This window comes from Acinetobacter sp. GW821-FHT09D10, assembly GCF_059416285.1.
This window is the reverse complement of the sequence record NZ_JBWKOW010000002.1, coordinates 221334-239419: the sequence shown is the minus strand read 5'-3', so window position 1 is coordinate 239419 and position 18086 is coordinate 221334. Positions and strand designations below refer to the sequence as shown.

The 18086-nt window shown below is 37.1% G+C and carries 21 protein-coding genes and 1 tRNA gene; 9 read left to right on the top strand and 13 right to left on the bottom strand.

All coding sequences use genetic code 11. The features are described from left to right. The first annotated feature begins 137 nt into the window (after positions 1–137). Positions 138–578 carry a hypothetical protein gene (locus AC07M3_RS07790; protein WP_080027916.1) on the top strand — a complete coding sequence of 147 codons (441 nt, stop codon included), beginning with the start codon at positions 138–140 and terminating at the stop codon, positions 576–578. Between the two features lie 56 nt (positions 579–634). On the opposite strand, the gene AC07M3_RS07785 is transcribed toward AC07M3_RS07790, so the two are convergent. After that, on the bottom strand, positions 635–2512 hold the full coding sequence (locus tag AC07M3_RS07785; protein WP_199989344.1) for a potassium transporter Kup: 1878 nt from the start codon (positions 2510–2512) through the stop codon (positions 635–637). A 118-nt stretch (positions 2513–2630) separates the two neighbouring features. Here AC07M3_RS07785 and AC07M3_RS07780 point away from each other — a divergent pair. The 3 genes from AC07M3_RS07780 to elbB all read left to right on the top strand — a co-directional run bounded on the left by AC07M3_RS07780 (position 2631) and on the right by elbB (position 4421). Next, positions 2631–2720, top strand: a tRNA-Ser gene (locus tag AC07M3_RS07780). A gap of 136 nt (positions 2721–2856) precedes the next feature. Continuing rightward, entirely contained in the window at positions 2857–3669 is an 813-nt protein-coding gene (locus AC07M3_RS07775; RefSeq protein ID WP_494567014.1) for a helix-turn-helix transcriptional regulator, read from the top strand. A gap of 89 nt (positions 3670–3758) precedes the next feature. After that, positions 3759–4421: an isoprenoid biosynthesis glyoxalase ElbB gene (elbB, locus tag AC07M3_RS07770; protein ID WP_494567015.1), complete on the top strand. Its 663-nt coding sequence runs from the start codon at positions 3759–3761 to the stop codon at positions 4419–4421. 60 nt (positions 4422–4481) lie between these two features. Here elbB and AC07M3_RS07765 read toward each other — a convergent pair whose 3' ends face one another. The 4 genes from AC07M3_RS07765 to AC07M3_RS07750 form a co-directional block, all read right to left on the bottom strand. Continuing rightward, on the bottom strand, positions 4482–4823 hold the full coding sequence (locus tag AC07M3_RS07765) for a DHCW motif cupin fold protein (protein ID WP_307012350.1): 342 nt from the start codon (positions 4821–4823) through the stop codon (positions 4482–4484). A gap of 82 nt (positions 4824–4905) precedes the next feature. Then, positions 4906–5364 carry a hypothetical protein gene (locus AC07M3_RS07760; RefSeq protein ID WP_494567016.1) on the bottom strand — a complete coding sequence of 153 codons (459 nt, stop codon included), beginning with the start codon at positions 5362–5364 and terminating at the stop codon, positions 4906–4908. 133 nt (positions 5365–5497) lie between these two features. Beyond that, positions 5498–6277, bottom strand: coding sequence for a hypothetical protein (locus AC07M3_RS07755; RefSeq protein ID WP_494567017.1), 780 nt, complete (start codon positions 6275–6277; stop codon positions 5498–5500). Between the two features lie 145 nt (positions 6278–6422). Further along, positions 6423–6980: an NAD(P)H-dependent oxidoreductase gene (locus tag AC07M3_RS07750; protein WP_494567018.1), complete on the bottom strand. Its 558-nt coding sequence runs from the start codon at positions 6978–6980 to the stop codon at positions 6423–6425. 116 nt (positions 6981–7096) lie between these two features. On the opposite strand from AC07M3_RS07750, the gene AC07M3_RS07745 reads away from it, so the two are divergent. Beyond that, positions 7097–7432: a winged helix-turn-helix transcriptional regulator gene (locus AC07M3_RS07745; protein WP_494567019.1), complete on the top strand. Its 336-nt coding sequence runs from the start codon at positions 7097–7099 to the stop codon at positions 7430–7432. A 27-nt stretch (positions 7433–7459) separates the two neighbouring features. After that, positions 7460–7678: a DUF6500 family protein gene (locus tag AC07M3_RS07740; protein ID WP_087400223.1), complete on the top strand. Its 219-nt coding sequence runs from the start codon at positions 7460–7462 to the stop codon at positions 7676–7678. A 50-nt stretch (positions 7679–7728) separates the two neighbouring features. On the opposite strand, the gene AC07M3_RS07735 is transcribed toward AC07M3_RS07740, so the two are convergent. The 4 genes from AC07M3_RS07735 to AC07M3_RS07720 all read right to left on the bottom strand — a co-directional run bounded on the left by AC07M3_RS07735 (position 7729) and on the right by AC07M3_RS07720 (position 10648). Next, a complete protein-coding gene (locus tag AC07M3_RS07735; protein WP_494567020.1) occupies positions 7729–8085 on the bottom strand; it encodes a hypothetical protein in 357 nt (118 codons plus the stop codon). 69 nt (positions 8086–8154) lie between these two features. Further along, entirely contained in the window at positions 8155–9075 is a 921-nt protein-coding gene (locus AC07M3_RS07730; RefSeq protein WP_494567021.1) for a pyridoxal-phosphate dependent enzyme, read from the bottom strand. 158 nt (positions 9076–9233) lie between these two features. Then, the gene (locus AC07M3_RS07725; protein WP_494567022.1) at positions 9234–9863 is read right to left on the bottom strand and encodes a tetratricopeptide repeat protein; all 630 of its coding nucleotides are present in this window, start codon (positions 9861–9863) and stop codon (positions 9234–9236) included. A 236-nt stretch (positions 9864–10099) separates the two neighbouring features. Then, positions 10100–10648 carry a TetR/AcrR family transcriptional regulator gene (locus tag AC07M3_RS07720; protein ID WP_494567023.1) on the bottom strand — a complete coding sequence of 183 codons (549 nt, stop codon included), beginning with the start codon at positions 10646–10648 and terminating at the stop codon, positions 10100–10102. A 695-nt stretch (positions 10649–11343) separates the two neighbouring features. Here AC07M3_RS07720 and AC07M3_RS07715 point away from each other — a divergent pair. The 3 genes from AC07M3_RS07715 (at position 11344) to AC07M3_RS07705 (ending at position 14286) form a co-directional block, all read left to right on the top strand. Then, positions 11344–12147 (top strand): GNAT family N-acetyltransferase, encoded by an 804-nt coding sequence (locus AC07M3_RS07715; RefSeq protein ID WP_494567024.1) that lies wholly within the window; start codon positions 11344–11346, stop codon positions 12145–12147. Between the two features lie 123 nt (positions 12148–12270). Then, positions 12271–13173: a helix-turn-helix domain-containing protein gene (locus AC07M3_RS07710; RefSeq protein WP_004639845.1), complete on the top strand. Its 903-nt coding sequence runs from the start codon at positions 12271–12273 to the stop codon at positions 13171–13173. Between the two features lie 111 nt (positions 13174–13284). Next, entirely contained in the window at positions 13285–14286 is a 1002-nt protein-coding gene (locus tag AC07M3_RS07705; RefSeq protein WP_494567025.1) for an aldo/keto reductase, read from the top strand. Between the two features lie 46 nt (positions 14287–14332). Here the strand turns inward: AC07M3_RS07705 and AC07M3_RS07700 are convergent, their stop codons facing one another. The 4 genes from AC07M3_RS07700 to AC07M3_RS07685 form a co-directional block, all read right to left on the bottom strand. Then, complete coding sequence (locus AC07M3_RS07700) at positions 14333–14725, bottom strand: hypothetical protein (protein WP_375038820.1); 393 nt, start codon at positions 14723–14725, stop codon at positions 14333–14335. A 20-nt stretch (positions 14726–14745) separates the two neighbouring features. Continuing rightward, positions 14746–15489, bottom strand: a complete 744-nt coding sequence (locus AC07M3_RS07695) for a hypothetical protein (protein WP_494567026.1) — start codon at positions 15487–15489, stop codon at positions 14746–14748. Positions 15490–15680: 191 nt separating this feature from the next. After that, positions 15681–16877 carry an ATP-grasp domain-containing protein gene (locus AC07M3_RS07690; RefSeq protein WP_494567027.1) on the bottom strand — a complete coding sequence of 399 codons (1197 nt, stop codon included), beginning with the start codon at positions 16875–16877 and terminating at the stop codon, positions 15681–15683. After that, positions 16874–18085, bottom strand: a complete 1212-nt coding sequence (locus AC07M3_RS07685) for an ATP-grasp domain-containing protein (RefSeq protein WP_494567028.1) — start codon at positions 18083–18085, stop codon at positions 16874–16876. Before AC07M3_RS07685 ends, AC07M3_RS07690 begins: the two co-directional genes overlap by 4 nt. Between the last annotated feature and the right edge of the window lies 1 nt (position 18086).

Sequence of the window (18086 nt, the reverse complement as noted above, 5' to 3'; positions counted from 1 at the left end):
GTAACAATCTGTTGGAATTATGAGAGGCTTTGGCTATTGAATTACGCCAATTGCGTATCTTTCGTTGAAAAACACTGATTGCTTATGACATGGTTAGCTCCACAAATTTGGATAAAAATATAATCGGAGTCCACTTAATGATCCATTCAAAGATTATTGGTATTGGCGTAATCACAGGATTGTGTAGTATGGCAGCTTTGGCTGAACCAGCAGTCCAGCCAGGAGATACTTTAGAAAGTTTGTCTAAAGTAAAAGTTACTACAACGGTAAATGGCCAACCTGGTTCTATTAGCGATTTAGTCAATAGCGGACAAGTACAACAAGTTTCTGCTGCACCAACAAATGCTGCTCCTACAGGCGCTCCTATTCCGGCAGACGTTCCACCAGCACCTCCAGCAGGCGGTGAAATGGCACCTCCGGCAGCACCAACTGATGCAATACCACCTGCACCAGACCAAGCGTCTCCAGCGCCACAAGATCCGAATGCTGCACCATCTGCGGCAGATTCAACTCAGTCGGCAGACCCGATGGCAAAAGATGGTGCTTTGCCAGCAGATGCACCTGTTCAAGCTCAATAATTTGAGCCATAAAAAAACCAAGACATTTGTCTTGGTTTTTTTTATACATCAATATTTTATATCTCGATTTGACTACCTAACTCAACCACACGGTTGGTTGGAATTTGGTAGAAATCACTCACCGGACTGGTATTACGCTGCATAGAGATAAACAGTTTCTCTCTCCATGGAGACATGCCATCACCCACCGAATGAACAATACGATCGCGGGAAATAAAGAAGCTGATATGCATTAAGTCATATTCAAGACCTAACTGCTCGTAAGCTTGCATGAGTGCTTTTGGTACATTCATTTCATCTTTAAAGCCGTAGAAAATCTTAATACGGAAGAAATGTTCAGCTAAGGTTTCTGTTGAAATACGGTCTTCTGGTTCAACATAAGGCACATCTTCAATCACCACAGTGACCAAGATATTGCGCTGATGCAACACTTTATTGTGCTTAATGTTATGCAACATGGCATGTGGTACAACGTTCGGTGTACCTGTCATAAAGACGGCATCGCCAGGAACCCAGTGCACGCTATTACCAATACTTTTCACAAACAAATCGAGTGATAACGTATCGTGTTCGAGCTTGGCAAAAGTAAGCTCACGACCACGTTTCCATGTCATTAAGATGGTCACTGCAATCGCACCAATCAGTAATGGCACCCAACCGCCCGACAAGATTTTAAGTGAAGTTGCTGCGACTAAAACCGACTCTAAAACAAAGAATGGAATAATCAGGAGTAGCACTTTTGGCATGCTCCACTTCCAAGCCGAATAGATGAACACAGCAACCAAAATCGTGTCACACAGCATCGTTAAGGTTACAGCAAGACCATAAGCACTTGCCAAGTTTGAGCTGGTTTTGAAAATCAAAATTAAGATAATAATTGCGATTAAAAGTAACCAGTTTAAGAAAGGAACATAAATTTGGCCTTCTTCAGACTCAGAGGTATGTTTAATGCTTAAACGGGGTAAATAACCCAATTGAATCGCTTGACGTGCCAGTGAAAACACCCCAGAAATTACGGCTTGAGAGGCAATTACGGTTGCCATAGTCGCCATAATAATCATGGGGTAAAGTGCCCACTGTGGCACCAATAAATAGAACGGGTTTTGAATCGCCGCTGGGTCTCTGAGCAACAATGCACCCTGCCCTGCATAGTTTAAAACCAAACACGGCAACACCACAAAGAACCATGCTAGACGAATCGGAACTGGTCCGAAATGTCCCATATCGGCATAAAGTGCTTCACCACCAGTCACTGTTAAAACGACAGCGCCCATAACGAAAAAGGTCATCACCGGATTGTGATAGATAAACTGAATCGCCCAATGCGGACTAAACATGCCTAATACCACAGGAGTTTGAATGACGCTGTGAAGACCTAATAATCCTAAAGATAGGAACCACACCATCGTAATCGGACCAAAAAACTTTCCGACAAAGGCCGTACCGTGTTTTTGTACTAAAAACAACGCGATAATAATGGTAATTGCAATGGGCATGATGTACGGGTCAAACACATCGGTTGCAATCGACAATCCTTCGACTGCCGAGAGTACCGAAATGGCAGGGGTAATAATACCGTCACCAAAAAACAGCGATGCACCAATAAAGCCAATGGCAATCATGTAGATTTTCTTATTATCGGCAATTTTGGCTTTACGTAAGTTCAATGCGAGTAAGGCCATGATTCCGCCTTCGCCATTATTGTCTGCACGCATGACGATAGCGACATACTTAATACTGATGATCAGCATTAAGCACCAAAAAATAATAGATAAAATTCCTAATACGTTTTCAGGCTTAATTCCCAACCCATGCGCGGCATGGAAGGACTCTTTTAAGGCGTAGAGTGGACTTGTACCAATATCTCCAAAGACCACCCCAAGAGCTGCCAAAGCCGTGGCAGGCAAGGTTGCTTTTTTGGCCGTATTTTGCATTGTGTAATTAAACCAATATGATTTTTATCGCAATCTTATCACCTCTATTATTTTTTTTCTGTAAAGCTCATCTTAAATCTTGGCAGAACTTGTTTTTTTAGTTACTATCGCACGCCTTGGTGAGGTGTCCGAGTGGCTTAAGGAGCACGCCTGGAAAGTGTGTATACGTTTGCGCGTATCGAGGGTTCGAATCCCTCTCTCACCGCCAGAATTGAAATTTAAAGAGGCTTAAACCTAATGGGTTTAGGCTTTTTTATTAGCCCAAAAATTAAAAACAGCTTCAAAAAGACCGATAACTTTCTCATCTTATTTAAGCCCCAGATTAAATTAAATATTTCAACTCAATGAAAAATCTCACTTCTTTAGCTAAGAAAGCAATTCACTCCCATAACAATTTAAATTTACCCTTTTCAATTTATTCAGCTTATAAAGAACAAAAAATTAGAAATGTTCCGATTACAAAACCGTTACTCATCGCTATTTTAAGTGGCATTAAAGAGTTAGGGAAAACTGAAAACATTGTATGTGGAACTGGCTCTTTTATATTTTTATCAAATAGCGCCAGCATTGATATGCGCAATATTCCAAATCAAGAAGAATATTTCGCGCTCCTCATCGAGTTCGACTTTGATGACTTTAAAGACCTTCCTAATCCTTCAGGAACTTCTAAAAAATTTGTACAAGGCCAACTCACCTCCTTACTCGAAAATGCACTTTCTCAATTTATAGATTTTTCTCTCATTGCCCCGCCTTCTGTTTTTAAATTTAGAAGAAGAGAACTTTTAGAGCTTATTTATCATTCTGGTTATACCGATATCTCGAGCCTGAATATGACTATAAGCTTGAGTGAAAAAGTTCAGACATTAATTTCTGATCATTTATCTACAGAACTCACAGCTGAATTTATTGCTTCCCAACTTTTCATGAGTTCATCGACGTTAAGAAGAAAGCTTAAAAGTGAAGGAAATAGCATTCAAGACATTCGTAATAGAGTAAGGCTGGGACATGGATTGCACTTAATTCAAACCACCAATAACAGCATTGGAAATATTGCATTTGAGTGTGGCTATCAGTCTCAATCTAGATTTACTGAACAATTTAAAAATTTGTTTGGGATTACCCCTCGTGAACTACGTAAAACCAAAATGCTCAGTTAAGGCGAATTTATGGCAAATCTGCGTATAAAAAAATTTAAGAAGAAAACTTAAGATCTTTTGCACACTAAAAAAGGATCTTAAGAAAGCAGATGAAAAAAGTAGCGGTGATTTTATCGGGTTGTGGTTATTTAGATGGTTCTGAAATTAGAGAATCTGTTTTAACCCTCTTAGCTTTAGACACAGCAAATATTGAATATCAAATTTTTGCACCCGATGAGCCTTTGTTTCATGTCATTGACCATGTGAGTGGCGAAATAAGCGAAGGTGAGAACAGAAATATTTTACAAGAAGCGGGACGAATTGCCCGAGGTGAAATTTCCACACTCGATAAACTTGATGAAAATGAATTTGATGGACTTATTATTCCCGGTGGGTTTGGAGTAGCAAAAAATTTATCAACTTTTGCCTTTAAAGGAGCAGAAGCAAGAGTACATTCTACAGTCGCCTCAATTCTAAAAGCGTTTCATCAAAGTAAGAAACCGATCGGGGCAATATGTATCTCCCCTGCACTATTGGCACTGACTTTTGGAAACTTACACCCAAATATCACTTTAGGATCTGACACAAACATTGCTAAGGAAATTGAAAAAACTGGTGCAATTCATCATGTCTGTCAAACCTCAGACTGCGTGGTAGATAAACAAAACCTATTTGTTACTACTCCTGCTTATATGGATGATAAAGCTCATTTAAAAGATATGTATGCAGGGATTACAAGCTTGGTTGAGGCGATGACAATTTTGGCAAATTAAAATTTTTTATGAGGGATAGAGATTTCTATCCCTCTATTTTATTGTGTTCTTTGTATGAATCTAATCAACTATAAGTAACTTCGCACCATTCAGGCTAAAAGACTGGTGTGGCTCCGAATTATCTCCTACTTGATAACTCATTCCAGAAGTTAAAGTAAATGTTCGGCCATCCTTCAACCTACTTTCTAACTCGCCTTCTAGGCAGAATAATATGTGCCCTTTTTCACACCAGTGGTCTGCTAAATAATTTGCTGAGTACTCCACAAGTCTTACTCTAATTTTATTATTCTCTTCACCAAAAAATTGAGTTTTCCAATAAGCTTTTCCAGTTTCACCACTATATTCAGTGACTTCAATTTCTTCCCAATTTGTAATTTGAAATGGAAAAGGCACGATATTCATTTTTTATTCCACAGTATGTTTTGTTGTATTTTCAACTTATAGACAAATCTAACTTTTGCAAACGATTTAAAAATATTATTTCTTAAGGTCCACTGCCTAACTCAGTAACGAGCCAATTAGATTTCGGATCTTTTTGTACAACAGTTACAAACAAAATATAGGTTCCCGCAGGATTACCAGCAATATCTGCATGTACTGTTTTTATCTTTATGGTAAGTGAAATCATCTTATAAAATTGTTGATAGTAGTCAGGTCTATTTTTTGCCGAGTCGTAACGAATTTTGATGACTTCTAGAACTTTTGAATCTTTATAAATTTGGGCTATTTCAGCACTTCGAATATTTAAGTTCTCGCCTGACCAAACATATTTATATGCTGTGGCTGAATCTCCGTGAGAAAGTGAATTAAAAAAGGAAATGACAGTTTTTCTAGCCTGTTCTTTTTCAGAATTAGCCTTTTTCTCATATGAGTTAAAGGCTGCAAACAAACATAATCCAGCAAGAAGTAGCCCTATAGCTATAAAGATTCTAGACTTTAGCATTTGGCTTCCTTTCTAATTTTTAAAATGCCACGTTAAAAAATAGTCTGATCAAAATTAATTTACAGAAAGGCCTAAATCGTTTTGATTTAGGCCTTTTTTATTTTAAATAAAATTTAGACTTCTCTAATCAACCTTAATCTAAAACGAACACTTCTAATGACTCTACATAAGGCAAAATAAGATATTCATGCTTAGATAAATACTGTTCTAATTGGGTATGCGTTGTTTGATTGAATTGATAAAAGTTGCTCAACTCATTAATCAACTGAGTTGTTTTATTTACATCAAATTCTGGTGTTTTAATAAAGAATAATAAGCTTGCACCTAAGCCAACATACTCTAAGCCATAGTTCTGATCTAAATGCTGAATTAAGCTAAAAGACTCAAAAGGATTCAAATCACAAGTAAAGTATCCATTGAGGCATGCTGCAAATTTTTGAGTCTCAGTTTGAGTATTTACTAACTTTACTTGAATAACGTCATCTAAAATTTTTTCGGGTTCAGCATTAATCTGTAGCAGAATCGCTTGATCTTCATCACAATAACTAAGCTTTTTAGGCAAGTTATTAAAGTCTATATAATTTTCTGGCTTTAATAATTGTTCAATATGATATTGAAGTTCTAAAGGTCGAGTATTATCCCAACTTGCTTCACTGTCATCTTCAACGAGTTCTGAAGTATCGAAATAAAGCCCATCTCCCATTGAAGCATGCATGCAAGTGTATTGGCATTGTCCAATATCTTCTAAAAGTAATAATACTTTTTTAGGTAAGTGCTTCTGCTTAATTTCTGAATAAAAGTTAAGAACATCCTTCCATGAGTTTATTTTACTTATTGTTGCGTAGCATATTAATTCATGAGCATCATCAGCTATAAGGGAATTTTCTTTTTCTTTAATACGAAGAATGGTCATAAGTTTTTAAATTTAATCTATATTTAACTAATATTTATATCATAAATAAATCGTATATTTAACTTAAAATCCCTACTCTCACCCTTAAAAAAATCTTCTATATTAAAGACCCAAACTTCACGTTCAGGCCTTCCTACCTTTAAACTTACTTAGACAACTCTAATAACTTCTGAACATACTGAATCGCATTATTATCTATGTCTTGGTGAGTCGGAACAACGTCGTCTTCAGAAGGATTCGTGTCTAAACCATAAAATGCATGAAGTGGTTGATACACTGCCCCGACATAAAGAGCTGTTAGTTCAAATGGAATAAAAATCTTCTCCAAAGAAATTTGATAGTCACCAGTTTCTGAATAAACTTGTTCTTGCCCACCAGCAGACAAAGCCAACATAAACTTTTTATTTTTGAGCTTGTCGCCTTGTGAACCATATGCCCAACCATACGCCAAAACTTCATCTAACCATTGTTTCAATAACGGTGGACAGTTAAACCAATACACAGGAAATTGAAAGACTAAATTTTCATGTTCTTCGACAAGTGCTTGCTCTTTGGCAACATCAATCACCCCGTCTGGGTAGGCTTGATAAATTTGATGAACCGTAAATTGATCGGGATGTTTTTCTAGTTCCTCAATCCATCTTTTATTTACAACAGACTGGTCTATGTGAGGATGCGTAACAATGACTAATGTCTTTTTCATTATGAAAACACTCTTATCGAAAAGTAGATAAAACGATTATAGAAGTGTGCTTTCCTAAATATAAGTACGGTAATTTGTGTTATATACTATACTAAAAGATAGTATGGATTTTAAAAATGGACGACTGCATTCCAACTTATACGCCATTAGAAGATACGGGTTTTGGCTACACCCTTTCTTTGATTAATGGCAAATATAAAATGATTATTATGTATTGGCTTTATGGAAAAACCGTCATGCGTTTTAATGAGCTGCAACGCTGCATTGGCAATATTTCGTTTAGAACGCTCAGCAATACACTTAAAGAATTGGAAAGAGATGGACTAATTCATCGCAAGGAATATCCTCAAATTCCGCCGAAAGTTGAGTACCGTCTTTCAGAAAGAGGACAGTCTTTGATTCCTTTGTTAGATATGATGTGTGATTGGGGCGAGCACAATAAGCCGTCTTAGTTTTATAGACTTGAAGTGATACTAAATATGAGAAATGAATTAAGAGAAATTTTTATTAAGGGATGCGACGAGAAAATTGAAAAGAAGGGAGATAATGTCGGTCTATCTTTTTATGCTTTTTTTAAAAATAAGAATGATAATCCTGAGTTACTGATGGAAGCAGCGCATTGGTGGATTATGGAGCATAAGCTAGATCACTTTGAGAAAGCTGTGAAGATTAAACAATTGGTTTTGAGTGAAAGCTAAAAATAGAATTACTTAAAAGGCTTAAATTTAAATAGTTTAAGCCTTTTAAATTAATCTTGGACGATAAAGCTATATGTCTTATCGATTTCAGCACTTCCCCCGGCATAGAAATCAGCTCTTATATGGATGGTATATTTTCCTTTGGACTTTGGAGTGCCTTTGATTTGTATAACATTGTAGCCATCTAAATCATTAACAGGTTTAACTGTCACACCTAAGGCTTCTGGAATATTTGTTTCTAATTCAGCATATTTATCAATAACTTTTCCACCAGAGATCTTAATAATTTGTTGATATTCTTGATTAATATGTGCAACTGGCAAGTCCTCTGGAGTAATCTTATATTTTTTACCGCAACCTGTAATTATGAGAATAATGGAGAAAATAAATATTAATTTATGCTTCATTAGAACCTTTACTTATCGGGGAATAAGACTAAAAATATTTTGCATCTATTCTAAAATATATTAGAAATTTCATATTTCTAATGCTAAATCTTTCGAATATTTGAACAGCTGTTCCAAAGTGACCGTTGCCCCTCCACACACGATAACTAAAATATTATCAGTTGGAGAAAAGGATAACTTTTTATTGTACAAGGTGGATAAAGTCGCACCGCAAGCTGGCTCAACTAATGTTCTATGGTCATCTAAAAAATTAAAACAAGCTGCTAGAGCTTCTTTATCGGAAACAGTCAAACTCATAACCTGTTCAACCTGCGAAACTTTAAAAGCATTTTCGCATACTTGTTTAGCAGCGAGTGTTGTAGCAATTCCAGTTACTTCATCCAACTTCGCATGCTTCCCAGCCCTTATAGAAGCATTTAGAGAAGCTGTTCCCTCTGTTTCTACAGCATAGATAGGAATATTAAGTAAATTTTTTATTAAACCTTGGCTAATTCCTGAGAGTAAACTTCCACCGCCAACAGATAAAATAACTGCATCTGGTCTTACACCGTCTGAAATTACTTCATCAATAATATGAGCAACACCCTCCCATAAATATTGGTCATCAAAAGGATGAATATATACAGCTTCTGAATTTACATAAGTTAGAGCGAGATCATTGGCTTCAACCCAAGATTTCCCATGAACAATGACTTCTGCATTTTCTTGCTGCATGAGATTTATGGCTTGTGATGAAGTTGTTTCAGGAACAACAACAGTTACAGGAATACTTAATTTATTTCCCATGTAAGCAGCTGAAATCCCAGCATTCCCCCCAGAAGAACTAATAAATTTTTTTGCACCTCTTTTTACATATTGCTGACAAGCATTACCAATACTTCTTTGCTTAAAAGAACCAGTTGGCTGTGAAGATTCCATTTTTAGCCATACATTACAATTATTTAGTTCACTTAATTTATTTGATTTAATACAAGGAATTTTTGTGTTCATATTTAATAAATTTTATTGAAAAATAGAGATTAACTTCCTTTTTTTACCACTTATTTTATTCATTAGCAAAAATAGTTGAGCAAGATTACTAGAAAGATAGACTATTATTTAGAAGACTTAAGCCAAATGGTTTAAGTCTTCTATTTGGTTAAGAGTTATTAAGAAGCTAATTGGGTGATAATTATTTTAGCGTTCTCATGGCCCTGTTCAGCTGCTTTCTCAATCCATTGTTTAGCTATTTCATAATTCTTAGAAACGCCTAAACCTTTAGCATATAAAATACCTAGGTTAAACTGAGCATTCGCATTACCTTGGGTTGCCGCTTTTTGATACCACTCTACTGCTATCTTATAATCTTGAGCAGTACCATCTCCATACTCATACATAACGCCCAGACTATATTCACCATCGGCGTTTCCTTGTTCCGCTGCCTTTTCAAACCATTGCTTTGCTATTTTATAATCCTGTGCAACTCCTACCCCATTTGCGTATAAATTACCTAAATTGTATTGAGCATTAGATCGTCCTTTTTCAGCTGCTTTTTGATACCACTCAGCTGCTAATTTATAATTCTGAGGTATACCATTCCCATTTTCATAGATGACTCCAAGATTATATTCAGCATCTCTATTACCTTGTTTGGCAGCTTTTTCGAACCATTGTCTTGCTAAGATATAATCTTGAGGAACACCCAAACCTTGAATATAAAAAAGGCCCAATTTTACTTGAGCATCTGTATCTTCTTGTTGCGCCATATTTTTAATGTCTTCAATTAGAGCATTATTCATATTAAGAGTCCTAATTTCCTGTGCATAAATAGAGTGTGAAATTACGTATATGGAAAATATTAAGAAAAATTTTTTAATATTAGACATAAATTTAATAAAGAAACATGAAATTAATATTTAAATATAATATCCAAATTATTATAGCTAAAGATAAAAAAATATTACTAATATTCTCAGCATTTCAATATTAACAAGCAAAAAGCCCAACTTCCGTCAGGCCTTTCCTCCTATTCTCATCAAACTCGACTTAAAAAATATTCAAGTAATGCATCCCTTTCATCGGTGTTATTGGTTCCCAAAAGCTGAACCATCGCCCCATCAATCACAAATAAAAACATGTGCGCATCTGCAACTGTAGAGGTAGGCTTTACGGTTAAAAGCAATTTATGAATTTCTTTAATGAACCAGTTTCGGTAGTCAATGACGAATTTATAAGCTGCTGGATAGATCTTTTCAATTTCAAAAATAGCTTTAAATGGCAATCGATAAAAGCCCTCTAAGTTTGCATGTAAGAGATAAATTTTCTTGAGTTTATCGAACGCCATGAGTTCACGATACGAATGAATAATTGAAAATACTTCATGTTTTAATGCATCTATTTGAAAGGTTAAGCTCATCTGAATGAGTCTTTCTTTGGAGTGAAAATAGTTATAAAAAGTGGCTTTGGGAATTTTGGCTTCCTCAATAATTCGATCTATCCCGATGTAAAACCCATTTTGATTAAATAAATCTTTTGCCGCGTGGAGCACGCGTAATGCTTTAAATGATGCTTCTAAATTTGGCATTTTTATACCGTTTAAAATAATTTTTTGTTGTATGTAAAAGAGATAGAAATGCCGTCACTCTTAAATTGAGCGCTAAAAACAGGCATGCAAAAGCCGCACAAAAATGGTGTGTTCGCCTATCTCGGGTTTTATTGTTGCTATGATTTTTTAGTCGTAATGACCTATGGTTTAAAACCTAGAGTCGGTTAAACCGTTTCAAAGACCAGTTGGGTATAGAACTAAAGATTTTGGCAAAGGTTGCCAATGAGAGAGATGAATTAGTACGCATAACGGCGAACTCCTTTTGATTTAGAAGAGTCTTACCAATTACTGCTAAATAATGGTGGCAAGACTAGAAGGGTTAGCAGACTGGTACAAAAGGAAACCAGCACACCCGAAGGTGTCCCTCCTAGCCTCACCATAAAGGCGTGACTTAAGAGAACGCACAAAAACCAAAACAGCATTGTTGTGCGCCTTTTGTAGACGGTCTGCTAAAACCGACTGGCAATGTAGGCCAGCAGGCAAAGGATAATCCGCGCGTTTTTGAGTGTCAATGTAAGGTTGAATAGAAATTAGTTAAATAATTATTGTTGTTTATTCAATTAGATATTTAAGCTAAAGAGTCATTCAACTTAAATTTAACGATATCATGGTAATAATAAAAATGTAGGATAGTGAATTATGATTGAGTTCATCATTTGAATAGGTAATTAATAATGATAATAAAGGGACCTCCCACCAGTTCAGAAGAATACCAACTTATCTTTCAATGGCTTGATGAACGGTTTTATTATTCTATTGGGGCTATGGCCTTTCTTGATCAAACACAAGCTCTCGATGCCGAATGGCAACTCATGCGGTTGTATGACCCACATAACGCCGAGCAACTTTTAGGTGTCGCGGTCATCCTTGCTGGCGGCACCTGCTTCTGGGTTCCATCAGAGAAATCTTCATCTGGAGCATTGCTCTGCACTTCAATTTTGCAGCTTCAACCGCGTCGGATTGTAACCACCGCAATTGGACGTGATTTATTGCATGCCGAGATCAAACAAAAAGGGCATATTTTAAGAGAATATGATCAATGGATCATGGTTTGCTCACGCCAATTTTCTCAAGCTCAAGGCCGCTTGGCTGAACTTTCTGATATTGCTCGTCTTATTGAATATCAACATCAATATAATCATGAGCGTTCAGTGAATGAAACAACTGATTGGGAATCTCTGATTCAGCAAGAAAAGATTATTGTGCTTGAAGCAGACGACCAAATCGTTTCTGTTGTACGTTTGGGAATAGAAACCGATCGGCTCATTTCTATTGGTGGCACATACACCTTCCCTGCTTATCGTCGAAAAGGTTTTGCCGAACGCATCTTACAATTCGCGGTCAATCGAATTGTTGCAACTGGACGGATTGCTCACTTAATTGTCGATATTGATAACACCCCAGCGGTTACGCTTTACCGTCAAATGGGCTTCGAATGCGTAGAGTCCTCTTACATTGCCTACCCAGAGTATTTATAGAAAATCATTCATTTTCAAAACTGCTTAAATGAACCGATTGATCGCGCTATAAATAAAAGCTACAGTAAATAAAGTTTGAATTTTATAACTTTAAATAAATTGATAACGCATGCAGGCAAAGACATGGAAACCATACATGATTTTTATCGCCGCTTTTCTTTAACCAGAGATAGCGATTACTCGGTTCCATCGACTTCGTTTGGACATTTTAACGTGTTCCAACGTGATGCCTGCTCGTTTCTCACGCCTTACAGTCGCCGCGATTATTATAAAATTTCACTGGTTTTGGGCACAGGTGACCTTCACTACGCCAACCGCTGGATTCGGGTAGACCGCCCTGCTTTACTTTTTTCAAACCCAATGGTTCCCTACGCTTGGGAAATTAATTCGCCCGAACAGGCAGGCTGGTTTTGTTTATTTACCGAAGAGTTTGTAAACCAAGAATCAAGACAAAGTTTTTTAAAAGACTCACCGCTGTTTAAAGTCGACGGCGACCCACTATATTTTTTAAATGACCAACAGGTTGATGAAATTTCATTTATTTTCAAAAAGATGATGACTGAAATAAATTCAGACTACATCCATAAATACAACGTTTTAAGAAACTATTTGCACCTGATTGTGCATGAAGCTATGAAAATGCAACCGACCCAACAGTTTGAAAAACATAGCAATGCTGCGGTTCGGATTTGCCATTTATTCTTTGAGTTATTAGAGCGCCAGTTCCCAATCGACTCGCCTCATTTTCAGCTTAAACTCAAAACTGCAAATGACTATGCCTATGGTTTGTCGGTACATGTCAACCATTTAAACCGAGCTGTAAAAGAAGCCACAGGTAAAACCACGTCTGAGCATATTAGCTCGCGCATTACGCAAGAAGCCAAAGCACTGTTGCAACACACCAGTTGGAATATTTCCGAAATTGCCTATAGCTTAGGCTTTGAATATTCAGCGTATTTCACCAATTTCTTTAAGAAAAATACGGGATTTTCACCTAAAAAGTTCCGTGAAGACTGTGTGGCCTAAAAACAGATTGTTTGAATTTTATAATTATTGGTTTGAATGTTATACGTCAGTTTGAGCCAAAGCATTTTATAGTTTTTCTACTCAAGTGATTTTGCAAAAAGAGTGTGAAAAATGAAATATAGAACTTTAGGAAAAACAGGCGAAAAAGTATCAGCACTTGGTTTAGGTTGCATGGGAATGAGCTTTGCCTATGGTGCCTCAGACGATACACAAAGCATTGCAACCCTAGAAAAAGCCTTAGACCTCGGTATTAACTTTTGGGACACTGCCGACATGTATGGCAACGGCGCAAATGAAGTTTTGCTCTCAAAAGTGTTAGAAAAACACCGCGACAAAGTATTCTTGGCGACCAAATTTGGCTTCCGCTACAAAGAAGATAACCTCAACCCACAAAACTCTTTAGAGTCTTATATCGACGGTTCTCCAGAGTGGATTAAAGTTGCGGTCGAAAACAGTTTAAAACGCTTAAATACAGACGTGATTGATTTGTATTATGCACACCGCATAGACCCAAATATTCCAGTTGAAGACACGATTGGTGCTATGGCAGACTTGGTCCAACAAGGTAAAGTTCGCTACTTAGGACTTAGTGAAGCTTCGGCTGAAACCATTCGTAAAGCACATGCGATTCACCCAATTGCAGCAGTTCAACATGAATATTCGCTCCTCACCCGTGATTTTGAGCAAACCCATTTGCAAACTATTCGTGAGTTAGGTATTAGCCTTGTGCCGTATTCACCGCTATCACGTGGTTTAATTACTAACACGCTCAATGTCGGCAACCTAGACGAAAACGATTTCCGTCGCCAGTTACCGCGTTATCAGGGCGATAACTGGAAAAATAACCAAAGCTTGGCGCAAGCATTTAGCGAATTTGCCCAAAGCAAAAACGCGACAGCGGCTCAACTGGCTTTGGCTTGGATTTTGGCACAAGGTGAAGACATTATTCCAATTCCAGGCACGCGTAAAATCGAGCGACTTGTAGAAAATGCGGGGGCTGTAGACCTTGATTTAACAGCGGCAGATTTGGCAGAAATCGACGCAATTATTGCGAGATATCCAAACATGGGCGCACGCTATAACGCTGAGCAACTTGCTGCGGTCAATCATTAAAATATAATCTATAAAAAAGTCCGACTTAGTGTCGGACTTTTTTTATTTAGTCTTTGCTATAACTGCCCTGTTGGCGTCCATCGTTCCAAGTTACGTCTAATGATTTTTCAGAAATAGTCAGGCTTTCTGGAAAAATACTTAAATTCTTTTTAAATTTAGAGTCTGGTTTTAAACCAATACAGTTTCCATTTTTCCACCATGTCCCTTCGGCATATTGGTCTAAAGCACCATAAGCTAACATCCATTTAAACTTGCCGTCTGGCTGAAGTAAAAGTTCTGAACCAACTTCCATCACACCATTTAAATAATAGTGCCCACTCCAAGCCTGATCAGCTTGCTGAAATTTCACTTCTTTGCATGTGCTGGTTGGCTCTGCATAAATTTGAGATGAAATCGCAATCGTAGAAAGTAGTAACAACCGTGCAAATATATTCATCATTTAATTCCCTATATTTAGACTTATTTTCCAGACTCAACTTTTAAATAAGTTCCATCTGCATACACATTGTGTCCAAAGCCACAACCTGAATCACCGCTGTCTTGTTTTGCCTGAATGTAGTTTCCTAATTTCGCATTGGTTTTAAAATCAAGCTGAATGCGGCAGTCTTGATCTTTATAGACGATTTGCTTTTTATTGCTTGGCATTGTGGTGCCAAACTCACCCATGTTCGGGCCGTAAATTAAGCCTCTAAGGCCCATATATAAGCCAGCATAGCTGATTGCATATTGCCCCTTCTCACGGCTTACCGTGATGTGGTCCCATTCGCCAAAACCTGAGTAACGTACATATTCACCCGACAAGTCATTTGACGCTTTAGGTTTTGGTAATTGCTTAAGGTTAAATTGGCTAGATTTTGATTTTTCATCGAGCATAAACCACGATCTTGCCCAAAGTGGCTGACCCAGTTTGGCATAGGCTAAACCCACGTTATTGTTAGCAACTTCAACATCTCGGTCAGTAAATTTAACCGTGGTTTCATCTGCATTGGCTTTACAAAATGCTGTCCAAGAGGCTTGATTCTGAAAATTTTCTAGCGCTTTTTTATATTGTTTTTGGTCGTAGTTTTTCTTACCTAAACTCGCGTATTGCTTCACTTTATTACAGCTTTGTTGTAGCTCTTGTGCAAAAGAAAACTCTGCATGGGTAACTGACAAAGCCGAAAGTGTGAGAACCGCGCAACCTGAAATAACAGATTTAATCATTTTTAAAATTCTTTAATAATTAACTAATTATATAATATGAGCTAGTTCGACAAATCACAATTCTCTGCAACAAAAGTCCATTAGAATGGCTTATTAAAATGTATGTCCATGATTCATTTATCAACTTATATAAAAAGGCCTGAACATTTAAGTTCAAGCCTTTTTGATTTTAGAGTTTAACCAAATCTCAACTAAGAAGACTCACTTAGACTCAAGTTAGAATGATGATTTTGACAAATTGCGCTTTGTAAAATTTTCATACTATTTTTAATCGCATCTTCGACCTGTATCTGGCTATCTCCCATGAAATGAATTTTTGCAGGGATATTTTCATAACTAAAATTATTATGGTCGCCGCTTTCTTGAATTAACTGATAGGTAATCGTTTCATTCTCTAATTCTTTAATGCCATTAAATAAAAAACCAGAACTATAAGGATTAGGCATCATCAGAAAACCAGTAATCTTCGTATTCACTGGCTCTTGTGGAATATTCATTGCCGCCTTAATCCACATTTCGTACAAGTCGACTGACTCATTGCGTAATGTAATGAACGGAATTTCCCCTCCTCCGACTCGCCCGCCAACCTCTAAAAAGACCAGCTCACCTTTAGACTCAATAAATTCGAGATGAATTGCCTGATCTTTTAATTTTAAGAATTTACATACGTCTAAAGTGAATTTTTCTACTTTTTGAATAAATTCAGAATTATCAATCGTGACTGAGCCTAATGGCGCACCGTTTCTAAAGTCTAAACAGGTATTAATATATTTTGAGACCTTAAAGTAAGGCATTTTATTGTCAGAAATAATCGCATCGACGTGATAGATATCTCCCTCAATAAACTCCTCGACTTCATATCCAGCATAGGAAGACAACCGTGGTATATCGGCCAACTCACTAATTTTGATCACACCTTCAGAAGCTGCACCTACCTGAGGTTTCAAAATAATCGCTGAGCCACTTTGCACCAAAAACTTTTCAATATCTTGGTATGAAGACACTTCTGCATATTTTGGATAACGGACAGTAGAATGAGCTAAGGCATCCTTCATTTTTTTCTTGTTACGACACAACAAATTGTCTTCAACCGTTGCACCCACAATATTCAATTCAGTTCGAATGCGAGCGGCTGCGTCCAGATCATATTCAGAGATGGCAATCACGTAATCTATTGGCTTTTTTTCATAGATTTTTACGGCTTCTTTTAATACATCCTCTTCATTTAATCGTTCTAAACCCGCTATGTAGTAACAGTTTGAAGAGGTGATATAACGCATCGTTTCTGTTAATGAAATATAAGATACATGGACAGCATCGTGATCTATATATTTATTAAAGTCAGACAATTCATCGTCATATCTATTGATGATTAATACATGTTTCATATGACTTTCACCTGCTCATGTATATGTGTGACTAAACCACGGATCTTATCTTCGCTTTCAGAACGGAGGATGATGTAGCCTAATCGTGAGGTCCAATCATGGTTACACGCGAGTTCATCGTCTGCTTCGTAGTAGAAGTGATGGTGTACACATTCAGGTGCTTCTAATAATTGCTCTAGCCCACTAAAACCTTTAAAAAGGCGGTGATTGCCTTGTGGAATAAACGCAATTGCAGAGACCATATTTTTTTCTATTGAAGGTGAATATGGCAGGTCGAGGTATTCGCTCAGTACAGCTTGTGCGAGGTCAAAATTAGTCGCCAGTTTGATTAACTCAACAATATTGTCACCCGGTAAACGTGCAGCTAACTCGATCGCTACGGCTTTCCCCTGAGGCGTTACTCTCAGTTCTAGGTGAAAAGGTCCGATGTTTAATTCTAAGGTTTGAATGACTTTTGCGGCATAATCAAAAACATGTTCCGAAAATTGGCCGTCATACTTATTTCCAACAATATGTCCAATTTCAACAAAGTAAGGTTCAGGGCCTAGTAGTTTTTCTGTCAGTGAAGCAAACGTTATTTTTCCATCTGTATGGACAATTCCTTCAACACTGTATTCCTTCCCAACGATATATTCTTCAACAATTAAATCACCACTTGCAAAGAAGCCAATATCATTCGGTTTAGATTTCCAGATCGCCTCAACTGTTCGTAAAAGTTCCTCAAAATCTGCAACTTTTTTAACAGACATACTGCCCGCCATATCAACCGGCTTCACTACAGCAGGAAATTTAAAATCTTGAGGTAAGCGAATCTCTTTACCCTGTGAAATCAAAGCATATTTAATATCGCTTAAACCTGACTTGGTCAGCTTGTCACGAAATTTGAATTTATTTCGAACCGTTTGAGCTGTCGTATATTCAAGAGAGTTTTTAGCAAATGAATTGCCTAGCTGTGCTGCCATAGGTACAGCATATTCAACCCCCGGTAATATCGCTCTTACTGTCTTTAACTCATTAATTTTAGAGAGTTGACTATGAAAATCACTGGTATCTATTTTTATTATCTCTTTTGCTTTTTGTCGCATTGTTCCATCAATGCTGCACTCTCCTTCGTCAGTAGAAAAAACATATAAATCTATACCTAATTCTTGAGCGGCATTTAAATAAGTGATGCCCGAAGAAATAGGTTCTATAACTACTACAGTCATT